The sequence below is a fragment of the Catenulispora yoronensis genome (assembly GCF_039531695.1).
Classification (GTDB): domain Bacteria; phylum Actinomycetota; class Actinomycetes; order Streptomycetales; family Catenulisporaceae; genus Catenulispora; species Catenulispora yoronensis.
Genome location: NZ_BAAAQN010000003.1, coordinates 241,853 through 259,142, shown reverse-complemented (window position 1 = coordinate 259,142; position 17,290 = coordinate 241,853). Strand labels below are relative to the sequence as shown.

Annotated in this window: 13 protein-coding genes; 5 read left to right on the top strand and 8 right to left on the bottom strand. The window is 69.4% G+C overall.

Features of this window, described 5'->3' with window-relative positions; translation table 11 throughout:
- Window positions 1–16: 16 nt before the first annotated feature.
- Window positions 17–2,206, bottom strand: a complete 2,190-nt coding sequence (locus ABD481_RS03865) for a TIGR03086 family metal-binding protein (protein WP_344664094.1) — start codon at window positions 2,204–2,206, stop codon at window positions 17–19.
- A 213-nt stretch (window positions 2,207–2,419) separates the two neighbouring features.
- Here ABD481_RS03865 and ABD481_RS03860 point away from each other — a divergent pair, with 213 nt between their 5' ends.
- On the top strand, window positions 2,420–4,033 hold the full coding sequence (locus ABD481_RS03860; RefSeq protein ID WP_344664093.1) for a GGDEF domain-containing protein: 1,614 nt from the start codon (window positions 2,420–2,422) through the stop codon (window positions 4,031–4,033).
- Window positions 4,034–4,089: 56 nt separating this feature from the next.
- On the opposite strand, the gene ABD481_RS03855 is transcribed toward ABD481_RS03860, so the two are convergent.
- Both ABD481_RS03855 and ABD481_RS03850 read right to left on the bottom strand, forming a co-directional pair.
- Entirely contained in the window at window positions 4,090–4,809 is a 720-nt protein-coding gene (locus ABD481_RS03855) for a response regulator transcription factor (protein WP_344664092.1), read from the bottom strand.
- The gene (locus ABD481_RS03850) at window positions 4,806–6,083 is read right to left on the bottom strand and encodes a sensor histidine kinase (protein ID WP_344664091.1); all 1,278 of its coding nucleotides are present in this window, start codon (window positions 6,081–6,083) and stop codon (window positions 4,806–4,808) included. Before ABD481_RS03850 ends, ABD481_RS03855 begins: the two co-directional genes overlap by 4 nt.
- 240 nt (window positions 6,084–6,323) lie before the next feature.
- Here ABD481_RS03850 and ABD481_RS03845 point away from each other — a divergent pair, with 240 nt between their 5' ends.
- Entirely contained in the window at window positions 6,324–7,064 is a 741-nt protein-coding gene (locus ABD481_RS03845) for a D-Ala-D-Ala carboxypeptidase family metallohydrolase (protein WP_344664090.1), read from the top strand.
- A gap of 126 nt (window positions 7,065–7,190) precedes the next feature.
- Window positions 7,191–7,502: a hypothetical protein gene (locus ABD481_RS03840; protein ID WP_344664089.1), complete on the top strand. Its 312-nt coding sequence runs from the start codon at window positions 7,191–7,193 to the stop codon at window positions 7,500–7,502.
- A gap of 167 nt (window positions 7,503–7,669) precedes the next feature.
- Here ABD481_RS03840 and ABD481_RS03835 read toward each other — a convergent pair whose 3' ends face one another.
- Window positions 7,670–8,449, bottom strand: a complete 780-nt coding sequence (locus ABD481_RS03835) for a class I SAM-dependent methyltransferase (protein WP_344664088.1) — start codon at window positions 8,447–8,449, stop codon at window positions 7,670–7,672.
- An 84-nt stretch (window positions 8,450–8,533) separates the two neighbouring features.
- Here ABD481_RS03835 and ABD481_RS03830 point away from each other — a divergent pair, with 84 nt between their 5' ends.
- On the top strand, window positions 8,534–8,659 hold the full coding sequence (locus ABD481_RS03830) for a hypothetical protein (RefSeq protein ID WP_344664087.1): 126 nt from the start codon (window positions 8,534–8,536) through the stop codon (window positions 8,657–8,659).
- A gap of 18 nt (window positions 8,660–8,677) precedes the next feature.
- On the opposite strand, the gene ABD481_RS03825 is transcribed toward ABD481_RS03830, so the two are convergent.
- The 3 genes from ABD481_RS03825 to ABD481_RS03815 form a co-directional block, all read right to left on the bottom strand.
- Window positions 8,678–10,684, bottom strand: a complete 2,007-nt coding sequence (locus ABD481_RS03825; protein WP_344664086.1) for a beta-propeller fold lactonase family protein — start codon at window positions 10,682–10,684, stop codon at window positions 8,678–8,680.
- Window positions 10,685–10,761: 77 nt separating this feature from the next.
- Window positions 10,762–12,807 (bottom strand): YncE family protein, encoded by a 2,046-nt coding sequence (locus ABD481_RS03820; RefSeq protein ID WP_344664085.1) that lies wholly within the window; start codon window positions 12,805–12,807, stop codon window positions 10,762–10,764.
- Between the two features lie 279 nt (window positions 12,808–13,086).
- Window positions 13,087–13,701 (bottom strand): hypothetical protein, encoded by a 615-nt coding sequence (locus ABD481_RS03815; RefSeq protein WP_344664084.1) that lies wholly within the window; start codon window positions 13,699–13,701, stop codon window positions 13,087–13,089.
- Between the two features lie 162 nt (window positions 13,702–13,863).
- On the opposite strand from ABD481_RS03815, the gene ABD481_RS03810 reads away from it, so the two are divergent.
- Complete coding sequence (locus ABD481_RS03810; RefSeq protein ID WP_344664083.1) at window positions 13,864–15,039, top strand: NAD(P)/FAD-dependent oxidoreductase; 1,176 nt, start codon at window positions 13,864–13,866, stop codon at window positions 15,037–15,039.
- A 98-nt stretch (window positions 15,040–15,137) separates the two neighbouring features.
- On the opposite strand, the gene ABD481_RS03805 is transcribed toward ABD481_RS03810, so the two are convergent.
- Window positions 15,138–16,895 carry a ricin-type beta-trefoil lectin domain protein gene (locus ABD481_RS03805; protein ID WP_344664082.1) on the bottom strand — a complete coding sequence of 586 codons (1,758 nt, stop codon included), beginning with the start codon at window positions 16,893–16,895 and terminating at the stop codon, window positions 15,138–15,140.
- Between the last annotated feature and the right edge of the window lie 395 nt (window positions 16,896–17,290).

The following is a 17,290-nucleotide window of genomic DNA, read 5'->3' as shown; positions in this document are numbered from 1 at the left end:
AGGAGGAAGGATCGGGTTATTCCGGAGCCTTCCAGGCCGCGTCGCGACCGATCCACGCAAGGAACTTGACCGTCTCGGTCGCGTCGTCGGGCACCGGCAGCGGATCGCCGAAGTGCCGCGGGCCGCGGACCCGCTCGTAGGGCAGCGGATCGATGACCATGTGCGCGAACTCGCGGACGTCGGCCGGGAACTCCACGTCCAGTCCGGCGCTCTTGGCGATGTCCCATCCGTGGATGAACAGGTCGAGGGCGGGGAAGCTCAGGCCCGCGCCGAGGTTGCTCTTGCCCTCCGGCACTTCGACTTCCCGCGACAGGTTCAGGCTCTCGACGAAGGCACGGAACCGGCCGGCGAGCTCGTCCCACCACTCCACCGGGCTGCCCTGGACCATCGAGCCGGGCGGCTGCGGCGGCGTCCAGGCGGGCTGCTCGCCCTGGAGCAGCTGCAAGCTGAACTCCATGCAGTGGCCCAGATGGCCGAGGACGTCCAGCGCCCGCCAGCCGTCGCACGGCGAGGGCCGCTGCCAGTCCTCGTCAGTGAACTGGCGCACGACGGCGTCGAAGACGTCGAAGCCCCGCATCAGAACGTCTTCCGGCTGCGGCAGCTCGCTCGGCTTCCCGGACTCGGCGGCGGCCTCGGCCTCCGGCGTCGGTTGCGGCAGCGGCTCGGCGGTACGCACCGCGCGCAGGATCATGAAATTGCCGCCGGGCAGGTAGACGTCCTGGACGGTCATGCCGGCGCGGCCCAGCCACTCGCCGATCTCCTCGGGGCCGAACAGCTTGCGCACGACCGTCTCGCCCATCCGGCCCTGGAAGTAGCGGGCGACGTGGTCCGCCTCCGGGACCAGGTCCATGAGCGTGAAGGAGCCGCCGGGCTGGAGGATGCGGCCGATCTCGTGGAGCGCGGCCGCCTTGTCGTCGAAGTAGTGCAGCATGTTCCAGCAGTTGAGCGCGCCGACGGTGCCGTCCGCGAAGGGCATGTTGGTGGCGTCGGCCCGCACCGACGCCGTGCCGGGCACGCGGCGGCCGAGCCGGACCAGCATCGTGGCGGAGGCGTCGACGGCGATCAGGCGCTCGGCGCCGTACTTGTCGGCGAGGGTCTTGGTCGTGATACCGGCGCCGGGACCCAGGTCGACGATCGGGCCGTCGGCCGGACGCATGAACTCGATCACCCAGCGGTTCTCATCAGCGAAGGAGACCTCGCCGGCCCAGTTGCCGCCGATCAGCCGCATGAACGCCGGACGCAGCCACTTCTCGTGGAACCGCGCCATCAGCGGATCCTCGCGCTCGTCCTCGCCGCCGACGATGTCGACGTAGCCGTCCTTGACCGGGTAGCCCACCCCGCACGCGACGCAGCGCAGCTCCTCCGGCTCGGCGTCGAGCGGGCTGTGGCAGGCGGGGCAGCGCAGGATCGGCAGGTAGCGGCTGAGCGCGGCGCTGCCGTTGTCGGCGTCGGCGGTCGGCGCGGCGTCTACGACGTCGTGCTCGACGACGTGCTCCGGGGTGTCGGCGATGGCGCCGTGCTCGACGGCCCACAGCGCCTTGGCGCCGCTGTAGCCGAGCAGGGTGTTGGTCTCGCCAGCCCACAGCGCGGGCAGGTGCTCGCCGAGATCGGCCCACTGCACCCAGCCGCCGATCTCGCGCAGCTCCTCGTCGGAGACGGTCCAGGCAGCCGGGGAAGGGAAGCTGCGGCCGAGCTTCAGGACACTGATCTCGTCCTCGGGATCGCAGGGGGCCAGACAGCGCGTCAGGCGACTGAGATCGTCCTCGCCGAGACCACGCGCCGTGGCGGCCGCCAGGATCCGCTCGCGGCTGTCCGGCAGGTGGGCGAGCAGGTAGACGAGGGCGAAGGTGAGCGGCTCGTCGTCGCCAGCGGCGGCCAGGCGGGCGAGATAGCCGTCGAGACCGGCGAGGACGGTCTCCGTGACGGGGTCGCCGGTGGGGTCGGTGGTGGAGTCGGCGCCGGGCTGCTTGGCCTCAAGGAGCATGCCGAGCAGGAGGGCGTGGTGGCCGTCGAAGTCGGCGGCCGCGGACTCCGTCGCGGTGAGCGCCTGGACCAGGGCCGGGGCCAGCACGTCGGCCTCGGCGGTGCGGGCGCCGTCCGCCCAGACCGTCGCCACGAGCGTGCGGAACGCCTCCCGACGCGCCTCACCCTGCCCCGATCGGTGGAATGCATCCAGTGCGCTGATACTGGTGCTCGAGGTCGTCATGGCTCGGACGCTAACAGGAATGCGGACCCTGCTTCGGTGGCCGATAGGGGCTACCCACAGGGGCGTGACAGGGGGATAGGGGTGTCGGTGCGCCACCGCCCCGGGGCAGTCAGGAAATGCCCCATTGGCGTCCCCGACCTGCGCGTTTAAGATAATGGCAAGATCATTTGCCCGCCGCCGCGCCCTGAGCCGATCTCAAGGAGGTGGGAGTCGGTGACGACCCAGACCCGACACGGCCGGCCCGCCGCCGACGAGATGGTGACGGTGACGGTGACGGACCTGCTGTACGCGGGGCGGACCGTCGAGGCCGTCGATCGGGCCCGTGAGCTGCTGCGGACGTTCCGGGATCCGTATCTGATCGCGGTGATGTCCGTCATGCACCTGGTCGCCAATTTCAACCTGGGCCGCTGGAATCGGCCGGTGTACCGGGCCGCCCAGGACCAGGCGCGCGCCGCGCTCGACGTGTACCCCGCTCCCGCGCTGCTGTGCCAGTTCCACAGCCTCTCGGCGACGGCCGCGGGACTGAGCGGCGACCTGGACACGGCGATCTCGCACCTGCTGGACGGCGAGCAGGCGCTGGCGGCGGCGACGGACCCGGATGGCGACACGGCGCGCGCTGTGCGTCAGTTGGCGTGGGCGCACGCCAGCATCGGGTTCCCGGAGTCGGCGCTGACGTTGTTGGAGCGGCACGGGGTGGGGCTGCCGGATCAGCAGCCGCCGGATATCGGCATCCTGTTGGACGCGGCGTTGACGCTGGACCATCGCGGCGACTCGGAGGGGTGTCTGCGGCAGCTGGAGGAGCTGCTGCGGTTGACGCGGCGGTCGGCGGATCAGCCGCCGCTGCCGTCGTACGACGTTGTGGGCGCCGCGTATGCCGCGGCTCGGCTTGAGTTGTTGGGCGGTGAGCCGGAGGTGGACGCCCGGCAGCTGTTGCGGGCGGCGGGTGCTGGTGGCGGGATTGCGGCGGAGAGCAGTCCTGTCGTGTTGTATGCGCGTACGGCGATCGCGTCGCAGGCTTTGGCGGAGGGGCGGACGGAGGGGCGTTGGGTGGGTCGTTCTGTGGGTGGTTCGGAGGGCTGGTCGGAGAGTGGTTCGGAGGGCTGGTCGGAGGGTCGGCCGGGCGGGCGGATCGCCGGGCCGGCCGAGTTCCTGACGTCGATCCCGTTGGACAGTCCGCTGGGCGCGACCGAGGCGTTGCGCCTGCGCTCGATCGGCCTGAGCGCGACCGGGGATCAGGCGGGCGCGCTGGCGGCGGAGCGTCAGGGATTTCGTATCCTCAGCGACCGCGTCTATCGCATGCAGCAGTTGTCCGCCCAGCGTGCGGCGAGCCACCCGCACGAGCAGATTCTGCGCGCCAGCCTGATCGCCAGCACCGTCGAGGCCCTCACCGACCCCCTCACCGGTCTGCCGAACCGCCGCCACTTGGACCGCCGGCTCGCGGAGATCGTCGCCGATCGCGCGCCCACCGCGCTGGCCATGATCGACCTGGACCGGTTCAAGGCGGTCAACACGGTGCACGGGCACGTCGTCGGCGACCGGGTGCTGCGCCGGGTGGCGGAGATCCTGGGGACGTCGGTCCGGATCGGGGACTTCGTGGCCCGCTACGGCGGCGACGAATTCGTGATGCTGCTGCCCGCGACCTCGCCGGCCGACGCCCGGATGATCGAGGCCAGGGTTCTGGCCGCGATGGAGTCAGAGCCCTGGCAGGACCTGGCGCCGGGGACGCCGGTGGGGGCGTCGTTCGGGTGGACGGAGGTCGCTGAACATCGCACAGCTGACGCCGCGATGGCCGCGGCGGATCGGGCTATGTACGACGCCAAGCCGTGAGTGATGGGTGCGGGGAGCAGATGTCAGGGGCGGGTGTCAGGGGCGGGTGTCACCGGTCAGTGTCGGGGCCAGATGTCCACCAGGTCCCCCGGCGCCAGACCGAGACAGTGTTCGATGTCGCCGGGCGCCGTCTCCCGCAGGTGGCGCGCCACGATCTCGGTGAGCTCGCGCCAGTAGCCGCGCAGCGTGGACTCCGACAGATGGATCGCCTTGCTCATCTCGGCGTAGGTCTGCCCGCGAGCGCGGCCGGCGAGGACCTGGCACTGGCGGGGCGACAGGATGGTCAGCGAGCCTCGGCGGACGAGCAGTTCGGTGAGCGCGATCATGGTCTGCGGAATGACGACCTCGCCGGCGGCGACCTGAGCGATGGCCGCGGCGGCGTCCGTCAGCGGCGCGGATTTGCGAACGAGGCCGCGAGCGCCGGCGGCGAGGCAGGCGGCCAGGACGAAGCGACGCTCCTCCTGGGTGTAGAGGCAGACGCGGTATCCGGCGGCGGACAGGGCACTGACAGCCGCCACGCCTTGGAGCGCATCGCGCTGATCGTCGTTGACGAGATGGAGATCGAGGACCACGACGTCCGCCGCGAGCCGGGTACGCAGCAGGTGCTCGACGCGCGGGAGGGTCGCGATGAAGTGGATGTCGGGCAGGAGGGTGGGAAGGCCGAGGCGGATGGCGGTGGCGTCTTCGATGAGGATGGCGGTGGGGGTGGGGGTGGAAGCGGGGGTGGGCGCGACGACAGCTCTATCAATCTTCGAATTCGCGCCTGTGCCCGTCATCCGCGCAGCTTCCCCTCGATCGTGATCCTGGTTCCCAGCCCCGGCGCCGAGGCAATATGCACTGTCAGGCCATGCCGTCGGGGTTCGGCGAGTATTTGGCGGCGCAGGCCGGTGCCGAACCGTACGCCCGCCGGGTCGAAGCCGATCCCGTCGTCGCGGACGGTCACCACCCAGCGGCCCGTCTCCGGCTCCGCATCGGCGTGGACGATGACCATGCTCGAGCGTGCGTGGCTGCGGATGTTGTGGAGCGCTCCCGTGATCGCACCGCGCACGGCTTCGCCTTCGGCGATGCTGACTGTCACGTCGTCGGCGAGGTCCAGGGCGGGTTCCAGGCCGAGGTCGGCGAAGCCGGTCATCGCGATGCGCAGGATGTCGCAGAGCAGGACCCGGTCGCGGGACAGCTCGGCCACTGCGGCTTTCGCTGTTCCGAGGCTTGCTGATCCGGAGCTTGCCGGGGCTCCTCCCCCGCTCAGATACGCGCGCATCCGGCGCACCTCGGCCACCGCCTGTTCCCGCAACTGCTCCTGCGTCGCCGGTGGCACCGTCGCGTCGGCGAGCAGCTGCATGATCGTGGCGGCGTCGTGCATCGTCAGCCGCGCCCGCTGCTCCTCCTCCAGCCGGGCCAGCTCGGCGACCTGGGCGCGGGCCGCGTCGGCGTCGGCGGCGAGCCTGGTGACGTAGCGGACCACCAGCCGCGCGATGGCGCCGAAGACCAGCAGGCTCAGCGTGTCGCTGGCGATCGTCGTCCGGTTGCCGGCGGTGGCCGAGTCGACGACGAAGAACAGGTAGGCGGCCGTCAGTACCCCGACCGCGCCCAGCCACGCCGCCATCCGCAGGCTCGCCAACGACAACACCACGGTCAGCGTGTAGCCGGGCGCCCAGCCGACCCACGAGCCCACCCGGTCCTCGGCGGGCACGGCCAGGACCCCGAGCAGCAGGAAGACGACGGCCAGGGTCACGTCCGCCACCGCCGCCGCGGGTCCCAGCGGACGGCGGATCAGGACAACGCAGGTGATCGCGACCCCGGCGGAGGCGGCTACGGCTGCCACCCACAGCGCCGCGTACAAGTGGGGTTCGGGGCTGAGGGCAAGTCCGGTGGGGAGCACGGGGATCATCTGCAACACGGTCGCGATCCGGGTGCCGGAGTAGGCCAGGGCCACGACGAACGCGACGCCCTCGGCCGACGTCGGGACCGATGGCGGCGTCAGTGCCGGACGACGGAGCCGGTACCGCGCTGCGGCGAGCCGCCGGGCCACCGCCTCACGAACCGCCATGGCAGCAGTTTGTCCCAGACCGACCCCGGTGAACAACGGGTTGATCGAGTCGGCTGGGCGTACACCGTGTGAAGAACCGCGCACCGCAAGGACTCCGGGCGGGAATCCCGCGATTTCGTTGGGTTGTCGGGCCCTCGGCGACGGTCTTTGATGACCTCGACCGCATATCAGCGCTCAGATTCACGGCGCCCGGACCCACCACTCGCGAACCCCCCTCGCCCGACCCCACGGAGGCCAGGTATGAAACTTCGGATTCTCAGGATGCTGCTCAGCTTCGCCCTCCTCGCCATCGGCGTCACGTCGGCCTCGGCCGCCGCAAGCGCCCCGGCGAGCGCGTCATCGTCCTGCTACTCCTGGGGCCGTTCCCTCTCCCAGGGCGCGACCGGCTCCGACGTCGCCCAATTGCAGATCCGCGTAGCGGGCTGGTCGGGCTACAACAACGTCATCGCCATCGACGGAGTCTTCGGCCCGGCCACCAAGGCCGCGGTCGAACGGTTCCAGGCCGCGTACGGCCTCGGCGTCGACGGCATCGCCGGCCCCCAGACCTACGGCGAGATCTACGCACTCCAGAAGTCGGACTGCACACCACTGCACTTCTCCTACGGCGAACTGAACCAGTGCAACAGCACCTGGAGCGGCGGCGCAGTGTCAGCAGCGACAGCCCAGTCCAACGCCTTCCGCATCATGTGGAAGCTGGAGGCACTCCGCCACGCCCTGGGCGACCACCCCATCACCGTCACCTCCGGCTTCCGCTCCTACGGCTGCAACTCGGCCGACGGCGGAGTCTCCGACAGCCGCCACCTCTACGGCGACGCAGCAGACCTGGTCCCGAGCGCCAACTCTCTGTGCACACTGGCCCGCGAAGCCCGCTACCACGGCTTCAGCCAGATCTTCGGCCCCGGATTCCCCAACCACGACACCCACGTCCACGTCGACTACGCGCCGAGCCACGACTGGTCCGCGCCTACGTGCGGTATCTGACGGTCCGCGCTCGACGGTCCTACCGGACTTCCATCGGCATCGGTGGTCGGTAGTCGCCGGAATGCCCACGCGCTCGGGTCGTCCGACTCTACGATTGGCGTCTCGTCCCGACGAACAGGGGTAATCATGAACAATTCGATCATCGATCCGACCACTGCGGCGCTGGCGGCCGGTGCCAAATACGGCTCCGACATGCTGGCGGCGACCACGCCGAGTGACGCGGACGGCGCGCTGCGGTTGGCGCGGAACATCGTTGCTCGGCTGCGGATCAGCCCGGAGCACGGTGCGGCGGTCGTCGCGGCGGTGGCCGACGTGATAGCGGAGCGCGGCGTCGATGGCACGGACGACGGGTTACGTGCCGCGGTGGCGGCGGCGCTGGGGCAGGACGCGGATCTGGCGTCGGACATCGCGATGATGTTGAGCGAGTCGACGATCTGAGCGAGTCGACGGGCCGGTAGGGCCTTGCCCTGGTCGGCCCGGGGTTCTCGGATTCCGGGCCGACCGCTTCGCCAGGCTTTCAGGCATGCGGGCATGCGGGCATGCGGGCATGCGGGCATGCGGGCATTGGAGTATTCAGCCCCTCAGCCCCTCAGCCCCTCAGCCCCTCAGCCCCTCAGCGCGGATCCCGCCCGCGGCTGAGGATCCTGCGCCGCCGTCGCGCGGATCACGCCATCCGACGTGCCGGAGACGACCAGTCCGGCTTGGCGGAGCTCGTCGCACACCGTGTCGGAGCTGGCCGGCCACATCGTGAATTCCTCGGCCTCCTCGCGCACGATCTCGCCGTCGTGCTCGACGCGGTAGGTGTACGTCACCGACAGCAGCCCGCGGTCGGGAGCGGTGCAGACCTGCGCGCTGTAGGTGTCGGGCCCGAGGCGGACCGGTGGCAGCTCCTCGACCGTCGGCTTGTCGGGCAGTTCCTGCGGAGGCGGCTCCAGCAGGACCACCCCTCCCGGCGTCAGCGCGGCCGCCGCCGCGGACCACATCGCGCGGCGCTCCGACGGCTCCAGCACCCCGGCGATGTTCGAACACACGACCAGGTCGGCGAGGCCCGCGAGCCCGGCGTCCTGAAACGCCTCGGGATGGACCGTCACCCGCGCCCGCTGATCCGCACGCATCCCGGCCAACCGCGTCAGCAGCGCCACCCGCATGGGCGCGGCCGGCTCGACCGCGTGGATCGGCGCGGCCGAGCGGTCCAGCAGCACCTCGGTCACGATCCCGGTGCCGGCACCCACGTCCACGATGCCGACCTGCGCCGCACGCGCCGCGGAGCCGAACCGGCGCTCGGCGACTCGGCGGTCGGTCTCGGCTTGGAGGATGTCGTAGAACTCAGCCGTGACCGAGTAGGGCTCGCCGGGGATGGTGTCGTCGTGTCGATCTTGAAGCATGTCGGACTATTACCCCGTTCGCGGAGGTCATGCGCGGGGCGGCCGGTACGTTGACGGCCATCGCGGCAACGCCGCACGTCAAGCATGAGCGGCTCCGAGTGGGCCCAGCGCTATCACGCGAACGAGGAGACGGCGGCTGAGCTGATGCGAGTCTTCGGCGCGCAGCCGATGGTGTCGAGCGAGCAGGACAGGCCGGCGCTGGAGCGCTGAGGACGTCGTCGACGGCTTCTAGATTCCGATCCCCTCCAATCCGCTGTCCAGCGTCCCCGTGCCGACAGCGACCGTCGACGTGACGACCGAGACGGCGGTCGTGATCGCCGAGACTGTGTTCGAACCCGTGTTCGCGGCGAACACCGTGGCGCCGTCCTGAGTGATGGCCAGGCCGGCGGGGTGGAGGCCGACGTCGACGGCCGCGAGCGGAGTAGCGGTCGCGGCGGCAGCGGCGATGTCGAGGACGAACACGACGTTACGGGCCGAGTCGGTAACGTAGGCGCGGGTGCCGGACGCGTTGATGGCTATCGCGGTGGGTGAACCGTCGAGGTTCAGGCGCTGGGTAATGGTTCTGGTACTTGTGTCGACGACTATGACGTCGCCGTTGTCAGCCGAGGTGAGGTAGAGCCGCGCGCCGTCGGGCGAGACAGCGAGCCCTGATGAACCGCCGACGCGCGCGCCCAGCGGGATCGTGGCGGAAGGGGTGTCGGTGGTGAGGTCGATCACTGATATCTGCTGGCAGACCATGCAGGAGACGTAGGCAGTCCTGCCATCGGGGGCGGCCACCACGGATTGGGGCTGATCGCCCACCGGGACGGTCGCGGTGACCTTGCCGTGGACGGTGTCGACAACCGACAGGGTGCTGTCATACCCACTGGTGATCAGGGCAGAGGCGCCGTCGGGAGTGAAGGCGATCGCCGTCGGGTGCCCGGCGACCGCGATGGGGGATCCGACGATCTTGTGAGTCGCGGTGTCGACAACGCGGACGCTGCTGCTAGCGGTACCGCCGACGTAAGCCTTCGTTCCGTCGGGACTCACCGCGACGGTAGTCGGCGCGTCCACGGCGTCGGCGACAGTTGCGGTGACCTTGGCGGCTGCGGTGTCGATTACCGCCAGGGTTCCGTCCAAGCCGCTGGTGACGAACGCCGTCGCGCCGGATGGGGCGAATAGCGACGAGGTCGGGTGCGCTCCGACGGTGATGGTCGCAGTTATGGCGTGCGAGGCGGTGTCGATGACGGACACCGTGTTCGCTGCGGGGTTCGGTAGGTAGGCAAACGCGCCATTCGGAGAGAACGAGACCGGAGCCGGCACGACGGAATCGTTGCTGGCTATAGGGATCGTGGCGGTGACGGTCTCCGTGGCGGTGTCGATTACCGCGAGGTAGTCGGTGCAGGTAACGAACGCCTGCTTCCCGTCGGGCGACAGGACTATCTGTTGCGAGTTGGGTGGAGTGGTGACCGTTGTCGCGACCGTGTTGGTGGCGGTATCGAGTACTGCGACCGAGGTGCCGTTGGGGCTGGTGACGTACGCACGGCTACCGTCGGCTGCCACGGCGATCGCGCCTGGGAGGAATCCGACGGGAATCGTGGCAGCGACTGAATTCGTAGTCGTATTTACTACGGTGACGCTGTTGGGCGTCGCATTACCGGAGACGTAGGCGCGCGTGCCATCGGGCGACAGCGCGATGGCGTAGTCGGGGCCGCCGATGTGGAGGCGGGTAGCGACCTTGCCGGTGGTGGCGTCGAGGGTCAACAACTGCGCCTTCGTGCTGACCGCATAAAGCGTGCGGCCGTCAGGGGAAAGGGCTGCGCCGACGTCGGAGGACACGTTCGCGATCGTGGTGACGACCTTGCGGGTCGCGAGATCGACGGTCAGCAGGCGGTTGTTGTCGACGACGTATGCCACGCCGCCGTTGGGATTCACGAGCAGCTGTTCCGCAGGCGTGGCGGTCGGCATGGCCATGGCCCACGCCACGGCACCGGTCGCGATGTCGTACTCGGCGAGCGAATCTCCGAGTACATAGACCTTCTTCCCGTCCGGCGACAGGCGGGAGGCCTGTGCGTCGATGGGGATGCCGCGAAGGCTCGTGGTCGGAATGGTCGCGGTAACGGTGCCGGTTGCGGCGTCGATCGCCGAGACGGTTCCGTTGGTGGCGTTGGAGACGTAGAGGATCTGGTGCGCGACTGTCGTCTTCGGCGCGGGTGGTCGCGCTGCGGCCTGCGCGGTGAGAGGGGTCGAGATCACGACGACCGCAGCCGCGACACCTATTAGTGTTCGAAGATACGACCGCTTGGCGCGGGACATCTGGTGGCCCCCTTTCATCAGTGCCCGATGACGATGTCGGCGAGCCCGAAGCTGTTCCCGGGGGAACCGATCGGGATCGTGGCGGTGATGGTGTCGGTCGCGGTATCGATGACCGAGACGGAATCGGCGCCGGCGTTGTCGACGAAGAGTTGGGTCCCGTCCGGCGTCACTGCCAGACTCGCCGGACCGGCGCTGTCGGTGATGGTCGCCGCAACGCTGTGCGAGGCCGTGTTGACGGCGACGATGGAGTCGGCTGCCACGTAGGCAGTTCGGCCGTCGGGGGTGAAGGCGACGGCCTGGGCGTCGGCGGGCGTGAACACCGTGACGATGCGCGAGTCGGTGGCGACGTCGATCACTGACACCGCGCCTGAGCGGTCGGTGACGTACACGTCGGCGCCATCGGGGCTGACGGCAACCGACTGCGCGCCACTACCCAGCAAGGGAATCTTGGTTTTGAGCGTGTTCGAGGCGGTGTCGACGACTGCCACGGAGTCGTGGTCCGCGACGTAGAGCGTGCGGCTGTCAGGGGTCTGAGCCAGACCGCCGAGGAAGCCGCCGATGGCGAGGTCCGAAATGCGGCCGGTTGCGGTGTCGAACGTGACAAGCGTGCCGCTGAGCGTCGTGATGTAGGCGAGGCGGCTGTTCGGAGAGAAGGTGATGGCCTGCGCAGTGTCGGGCAGCGGAAGGGCGGGTCCGACGGCCCTTCTGCCGGCCGGGTCGATTTCGCGGAGGACGCCGCCGAGGCTGCTGCCGACCAGGATCAGCTTTCCGTTCGGTGCTTCGGCGATCGCGCCGGGCGCGTTCATGATGCTCGGAACGGTTTGGGTGACGTCCGCAGCGGCGGTGTCGACGATGCTCAGGGTGCTGTGATCGCGGCTGGCGGTGAAGGCGCGGCTGCCGCTGGTGTCGAACACCACTGGCAGTGGATGGGGTCCGACGGGGATGCTGGCGCGGAGAGTGTGGGTCGACGTGTCGATGACGTCGACGGTGTTGTGATCGAGATCGTTGACGTAGGCGAGCTTTCCCGTCGGAGCGAAACGGACGGATCCGCCGTTCGTCTGGAGCGGGATCCTCGTGGTGATGGTGTTGGTGGAGGTGCTCACGATGTCGATCTCAGCGAGACAGGATACGTATATCTCCCCTCTCTCGGTCGCGCTCTCCCTGGTCGGTTCGTTGCCGAGGGCGATCGTGGCGATGAGCGTTTCGGTCGAGGTGTCGATGACGCTGGCCTTGTTCGCGTACTCGTCGAGGACGTAGGCATGGTGTCCCTTGTCGACGAAGAGGATCTGGCCGGCAGGCGTGCCGAGATGGATGTGAGTCAGGGGCTTGTCGGTGGTGGTGTCGAACACTGCGATGTCGCCGGTGTCGTTGGCGGCGACGTAGGCCCGGGTGCCGTCGGGTGCGAGGGTGAGGCGGTTCGGCCGGAAGCCCGGGGACAGGTGCACTGTGACCTTGCCGCTCACGGTGTCGATGACGGAAACGGTCTTGGCCACGGTGTTCGTGACGTAGAGCTTGGAGCCGTCCGGCGCGAGGCGTTCGCTGTGGAGGTCCTGAGCGATGGCGACGGCGTTGGTGACGGAGTCCGCGGCCAGATCGACAACGGTGACCTGGGTGGGTTCGAGCACGTAGGCGACTTTGCCGTCGCGGGCCAGGACGAGCGACTGCGGCTGAGCGCCGACCGCTATGGTCGCGGCCACCTTGCCGGTCTTGGCGACGACCACGGTCAGCGTCCCGCTGATGCTGTTCAGCACATAGACGCGGCTGCCATCCGGGGCCGCGACCTCGGCGACCGGCGAGTCCCCGATGCCGTCGTCCTCGGCGACCGGGATGCTCGCGGCGACCGCGCCGGTGGCAGTGTTGATCGCCGAGACGGCTGTGCCGTGGCCGGTGACGTAGGCGGTGGGCGCAGAGGCCGTCGACACAGACGCGATCGACACGGACGCGGTCGCCGTGGACGCCGAAGCAGCGGCAGCCGCGCCCGCGCCCGGCGCCGCGCACAGGGCCGAGCCCAGAGCGCAAGCGCCGGCCAGGACCGACCGGCGGACGAGCAGAGCGAACGTCATCGGAGCCTCCATCCCGCCTGGGCTCCGCCGGGATCGCCCGACGCGACCGCCCGGAGCCCGGCTGCGAAGGGCCGGCTCCGCGACTCCCAGGTATCGCAGAACCCTGACCCTCAATGGAGCCTTAGTCTGTTCCCGCCGCAAAGGGCTGTCGAGGCATGGAACGTGGCGGAATGCCTCCTTGGCGGGTTCCGGGCAACATCCGCGAAAACCAGACGCCGGCGGGCACCCGATTCCGAGATCGGCTCGGGGATCGGCTCGGGGATCGGCTCGGTGCCCCGCTCAGGGCGCGCCCATGAGATCGGTCTCCCGGGCCGGCGCGTGCTCGTAAGTGCGGCCGTTCGTCCACCCGTAGTTGCCGCGCGGCGGATGCAGAACCAGCACCCGCGTTCCGTTGTTCAGCGGCTCGATGTCGGCCGGCCAGCCTTCGGGATGGACGTAAGCCCCGTGGCCGTCGAAAAGCCGGAACCGACGCCAGATGGGATCGGAGCCGACTCCCGGGAACGGGCCGGGGACGCCAGTGGTCGCGGCGGCGACCCAGGAATCGAGCGGCCGTTCGCCGTCAAGGCGGCCCGGGCCGATGAGCCGGTCGGCCAGGAGGGTATGCAGCTGGATGTTGTCTCCCACACCGCTCATCGACAGGCGGAATCCGCGACCGGAGCCCTGATCGAGCACGATCAAAGGCTCATCGTCCAGGACAAGCGTCAGGCCGAGGACCCAACGCGCGCGCTGGCTGTCGTCGGCGATGCCGGACGCGGCCTCCCGAACGCGATCGCGGTAGGCCATGGCGCTCCGGAACTCACGCCGCGCCAACACGGTGATCATGGCGTTCAGCCAATCCTCGGTGTCGAACCAGGACACCGCCATGACGAAGCATTCATCCTTGGAAAAGCCCATGTGCTCGGACCGCGGTCTTGGTGAAGAGTCCGCCGCACCTGGGCAGCACCGGCGCGAGCAGTTCGATCCCGGCGGTCAGTAGATGATCACGCATTTCGCGTCGAGGGAGGTCACTTATCGTGTCGGTGTGACAACGCTGGCTGTGCCCTTCAGAATCTGAGCATGTACGACGTCATCATCGTCGGCGCCCGCTGCGCCGGGGCCGCCACAGCGTTGCTGCTGGCCCGGCAGGGTGTCAGGGTTCTGCTCGTCGATCGGGCCACCTTCCCCAGCGACACCGTTTCGACGCATCTGCTGCATCCGGCGGGGGTCGCGCGGTTGCGGGACTGGGGGTTGTTGGATTCGTTGCTGGCCACCGGCTGTCCGCCTATTGAGGCGATCAGTTTTCAGCCGACCGAGGACTTCGTGTTGCGCGGGGCGCCGTATGCGTATGACGGCGTCACCATGTCGTTGGCGCCCCGGCGGACGGTGCTTGATGCGCTGCTGGTCGAGGCGGCGGGGGCGGCGGGGGTTGAGGTGCGGGAGGGGGCTTCGTTGCAGCGGGTGGTGTGGGAGGAGGGTCGTGTTGTCGGGGCTGAGTTCCGTGACGGTGGTGGGGTCTTCGAGGAGCGCGCCGCGCTTGTTGTCGGGGCGGACGGGCGGCGTTCGAGCGTGGCGCGGGAGGTCGGGGCGGAGGTGGTGCGCGATGCCGGGAACTTCGGCTGTCAGTTCTATGGGTATTGGGCCGGGTTGCCGGACGAGGGTGCGCAGTTGTTCGTCGGGGGCGGCCAGGCGGTGCTGGCGTTTCCCACGCATCATGGAAACCATCTGGTCCTGGTCGGCTGGCCGCATGCCCGGTTCGCCGAAGTGAAGCAGGACATTGATCACCACTTCCTCGCCGCGGTCGCGGAGCGCGCGCCGACGGTGCGCGAACGGCTCACCGAGGACGCGCGTGCCGGGCGCATCGCCGGGTCGGGCGACCTGAGCAACTACATCCGTGCGTCGTCCGGTCCGGGGTGGGTGCTCGTCGGCGATGCCGCGATGGCCAAGGACGCGGTGACGGCGCAGGGCATCGGCGATGCCTTCGCCCAGGCGCAATCGCTGGCCGATCGTCTGCCGGCGGCGCTCGGGGCCGGGCCGGCGGCGGTGGACGCGGCGTTGACGGAGCATGGGGCGGAGCGCGACCGGGCGGGCGCCGTGGCGTTCGAAACCACTGTCGCCTTCGCGATGGGCGGCAGTTCCGGCGAGCTGCTGCCGCTGCTCCGCGCGATCAAGGGCCGGCCCGATCTCGTCAGCATGTTCTACGGGATCTACGCGGGGCGGGTCACGATGGACGAGCTCGTCGCGGCGGCCGCCTGACGCTTCACGCAGGCGTGCGTGCGCCCCAGGGATCCTGGAGCGCACGCACGTTCCTAATGAACAGCCGGACAGCCGGACAGCCGGCCAGCCGGTCGGTCCTACTTCGTGTTCAACGCCGTGTCGTCGAGAACGAAGCTGGTGGTGCCGCCGTTCTTGTCGGTCTCGGTGCCGGTGAACCGCAGCGTGACGGTCTGGCCCGCGTAGGCGGAGACGTCACTGCTGTGCTGGGTGTAGCCGCTGGCCTTGTTCAGGTTGCTGTAGGTGGCCAGCGTCGTGAGCACCGTGCCGGAGGAGTTGAGCAGCTGCACGCTCAGGGTGTCCGGCGTGGCGGTCGTCGTGCTCTCGGTGGAGTCGATGTGCAGCCAGTACGACACCGTCGCGGTGCAGCCGGCCGGGATCGTCACCTTCTGCGCGACGGTGTCCGTGTCGGCGCTGCCGTTGCCGTTGAGCCAGGCCTCCCAGCTCCCGGCGTGGGTGGGCTCCCCGCTGGTGCTGTTGGTGATCGGGTTGAACCCGAGCGTCGAAGTGCCGGTCCATCCGGTGCTGGCGCCGCTCTCGAAGCCGGGGTTGGTCAGCAACTGGGCCGCCGTGCAACCGCCGCCGCCCGAGGTGGGAGTCACGGTCAGCGTGTAGGTGGTGGTGTGGCTGCCGGAGGCCGCGGTACCGGTGACGGTGATCGGGTAGGTCCCGGCGACGGTGGTGGAGCTCGTCACGACCTTCAGGGTGGAGCTGGCGCCGGAGGAGACCGAGGCCGGGGTCAGGGTGACCGTGGAGCCGGCCGGGCCGCCGGTGGCGGTCAGGGCCACGGACTCGGCGCTGCCGGCCGTGACGGCGGTGGAGATGGTGGAGGTGGCGGTGCCGCCGGCGGTGACGGAGCCGGAGGCCGGGCCGGCCGACAGCGAGAAGTCGGTCGAGGTGGAGGAGGCCGGGATGAACGACCAGGTCTTCGTGGTGCTGGAGCTGCTACCGGACTTGACCTTGCCGGAGGAGTCGTTGATGTACTTCTTGCCGGTCTGGATGTCGGTGAAGGTCAGGTCGGTGTTGTACGACCACTGCTGACTCGGTCCCGCTGTGCATTTCTGCATCGAGATCTGCGATGTCGAGTAGTCCGCGCAGAGGTTGTTGATCTGCAGGAACGTGCCGTCGAAGGTGAAGCGCTGGGCGGCCGCCGAGCTGTCGCAGGCGGACGTCACCAGCAGCGCTCCGGCGCTGGAGCTGTTGCCCGGGTCGGTCATGCACAGTCCGGTGGAGACGTTTTTGTACTGCCCGACCGTGATCGTCGGCTTCGCGCCGCCGTAGCAGGCGCCGGTGCTGGTGTTGAAGATCGGCGTGGAGGTCACCGTCTCGTTCGCCGGCGGGTTGACGATCACCGGCTCCATGCTCGGCGTGTTGTCGGCGTTATAGTTGGTCAGCGCGTCCTCGCACTCGATCGCCGAGAAGGCGTTGCCGCCCTGGCCGCCGAGCCACAGGTCGAGGTGCCGCAGGTTGGGACCGCCGTTGGGGCCGTGGCCGGTCCAGTCCGAGGAGCACTCGTCGCAGCCGTCCTCCATGATGAAGTACTTCGCGACGCGGGGGACGTAGACGATGGTCCCGGGCGGCTGCTCGCTGGAGTCGGTGGCGAAGGTGATCGGGTCGGAGTAGGTACCGGTACCGCCCGCGGTCTGGTGGATCTGCGGGTAGGAGATGTCGCCGCCCGGCGGCGTGTTGTCCCACCAGCCGTAGAAGGTGAGGAAAGTCTGCTCGGTGGTCGCCGATCCGGCCGCCTGGGCCGGGCCGGCGAACAGGCCGAGGGCCGCGCCGAGGCCCAGACAGAGGGCTGCGAGCGCTGTGATCAGGCGCCGTGCGGATATCTTCATCAGTGTTCCCCTTTCGTTTGCGGAGCCGGGGGAGGCACCGGGGTCGGCGTGCAGGCCGACCCCGGCTTCGTGCGCTGATGCGGGTTGTCGCCGTGGGTGTCGCCGTGGGTGTGCCGTGCACATCGCCATGGATCCACGGCGGTGCCGTGCGCCGCCTCGGCGGGGCGGTGACCCCTGGCGACGCACTCCTTTAGTTAGTAACCTTTCCTAACTCTGGGGAGGAGAGTAGGCAGACTCGGGTGCGACGTCAAGCCACGAAGTTCGCGACGAGTTCGCGGTGAGTTCGCAGCCGAGTTCGCGACGAGTTCGCGGCCGGCGAGCGGATTCCGGGGTCTCGACACACGTCCGTGATGGCCTTACATTGTGCAGGCGTCAGTCACATCAATGAACTGAGT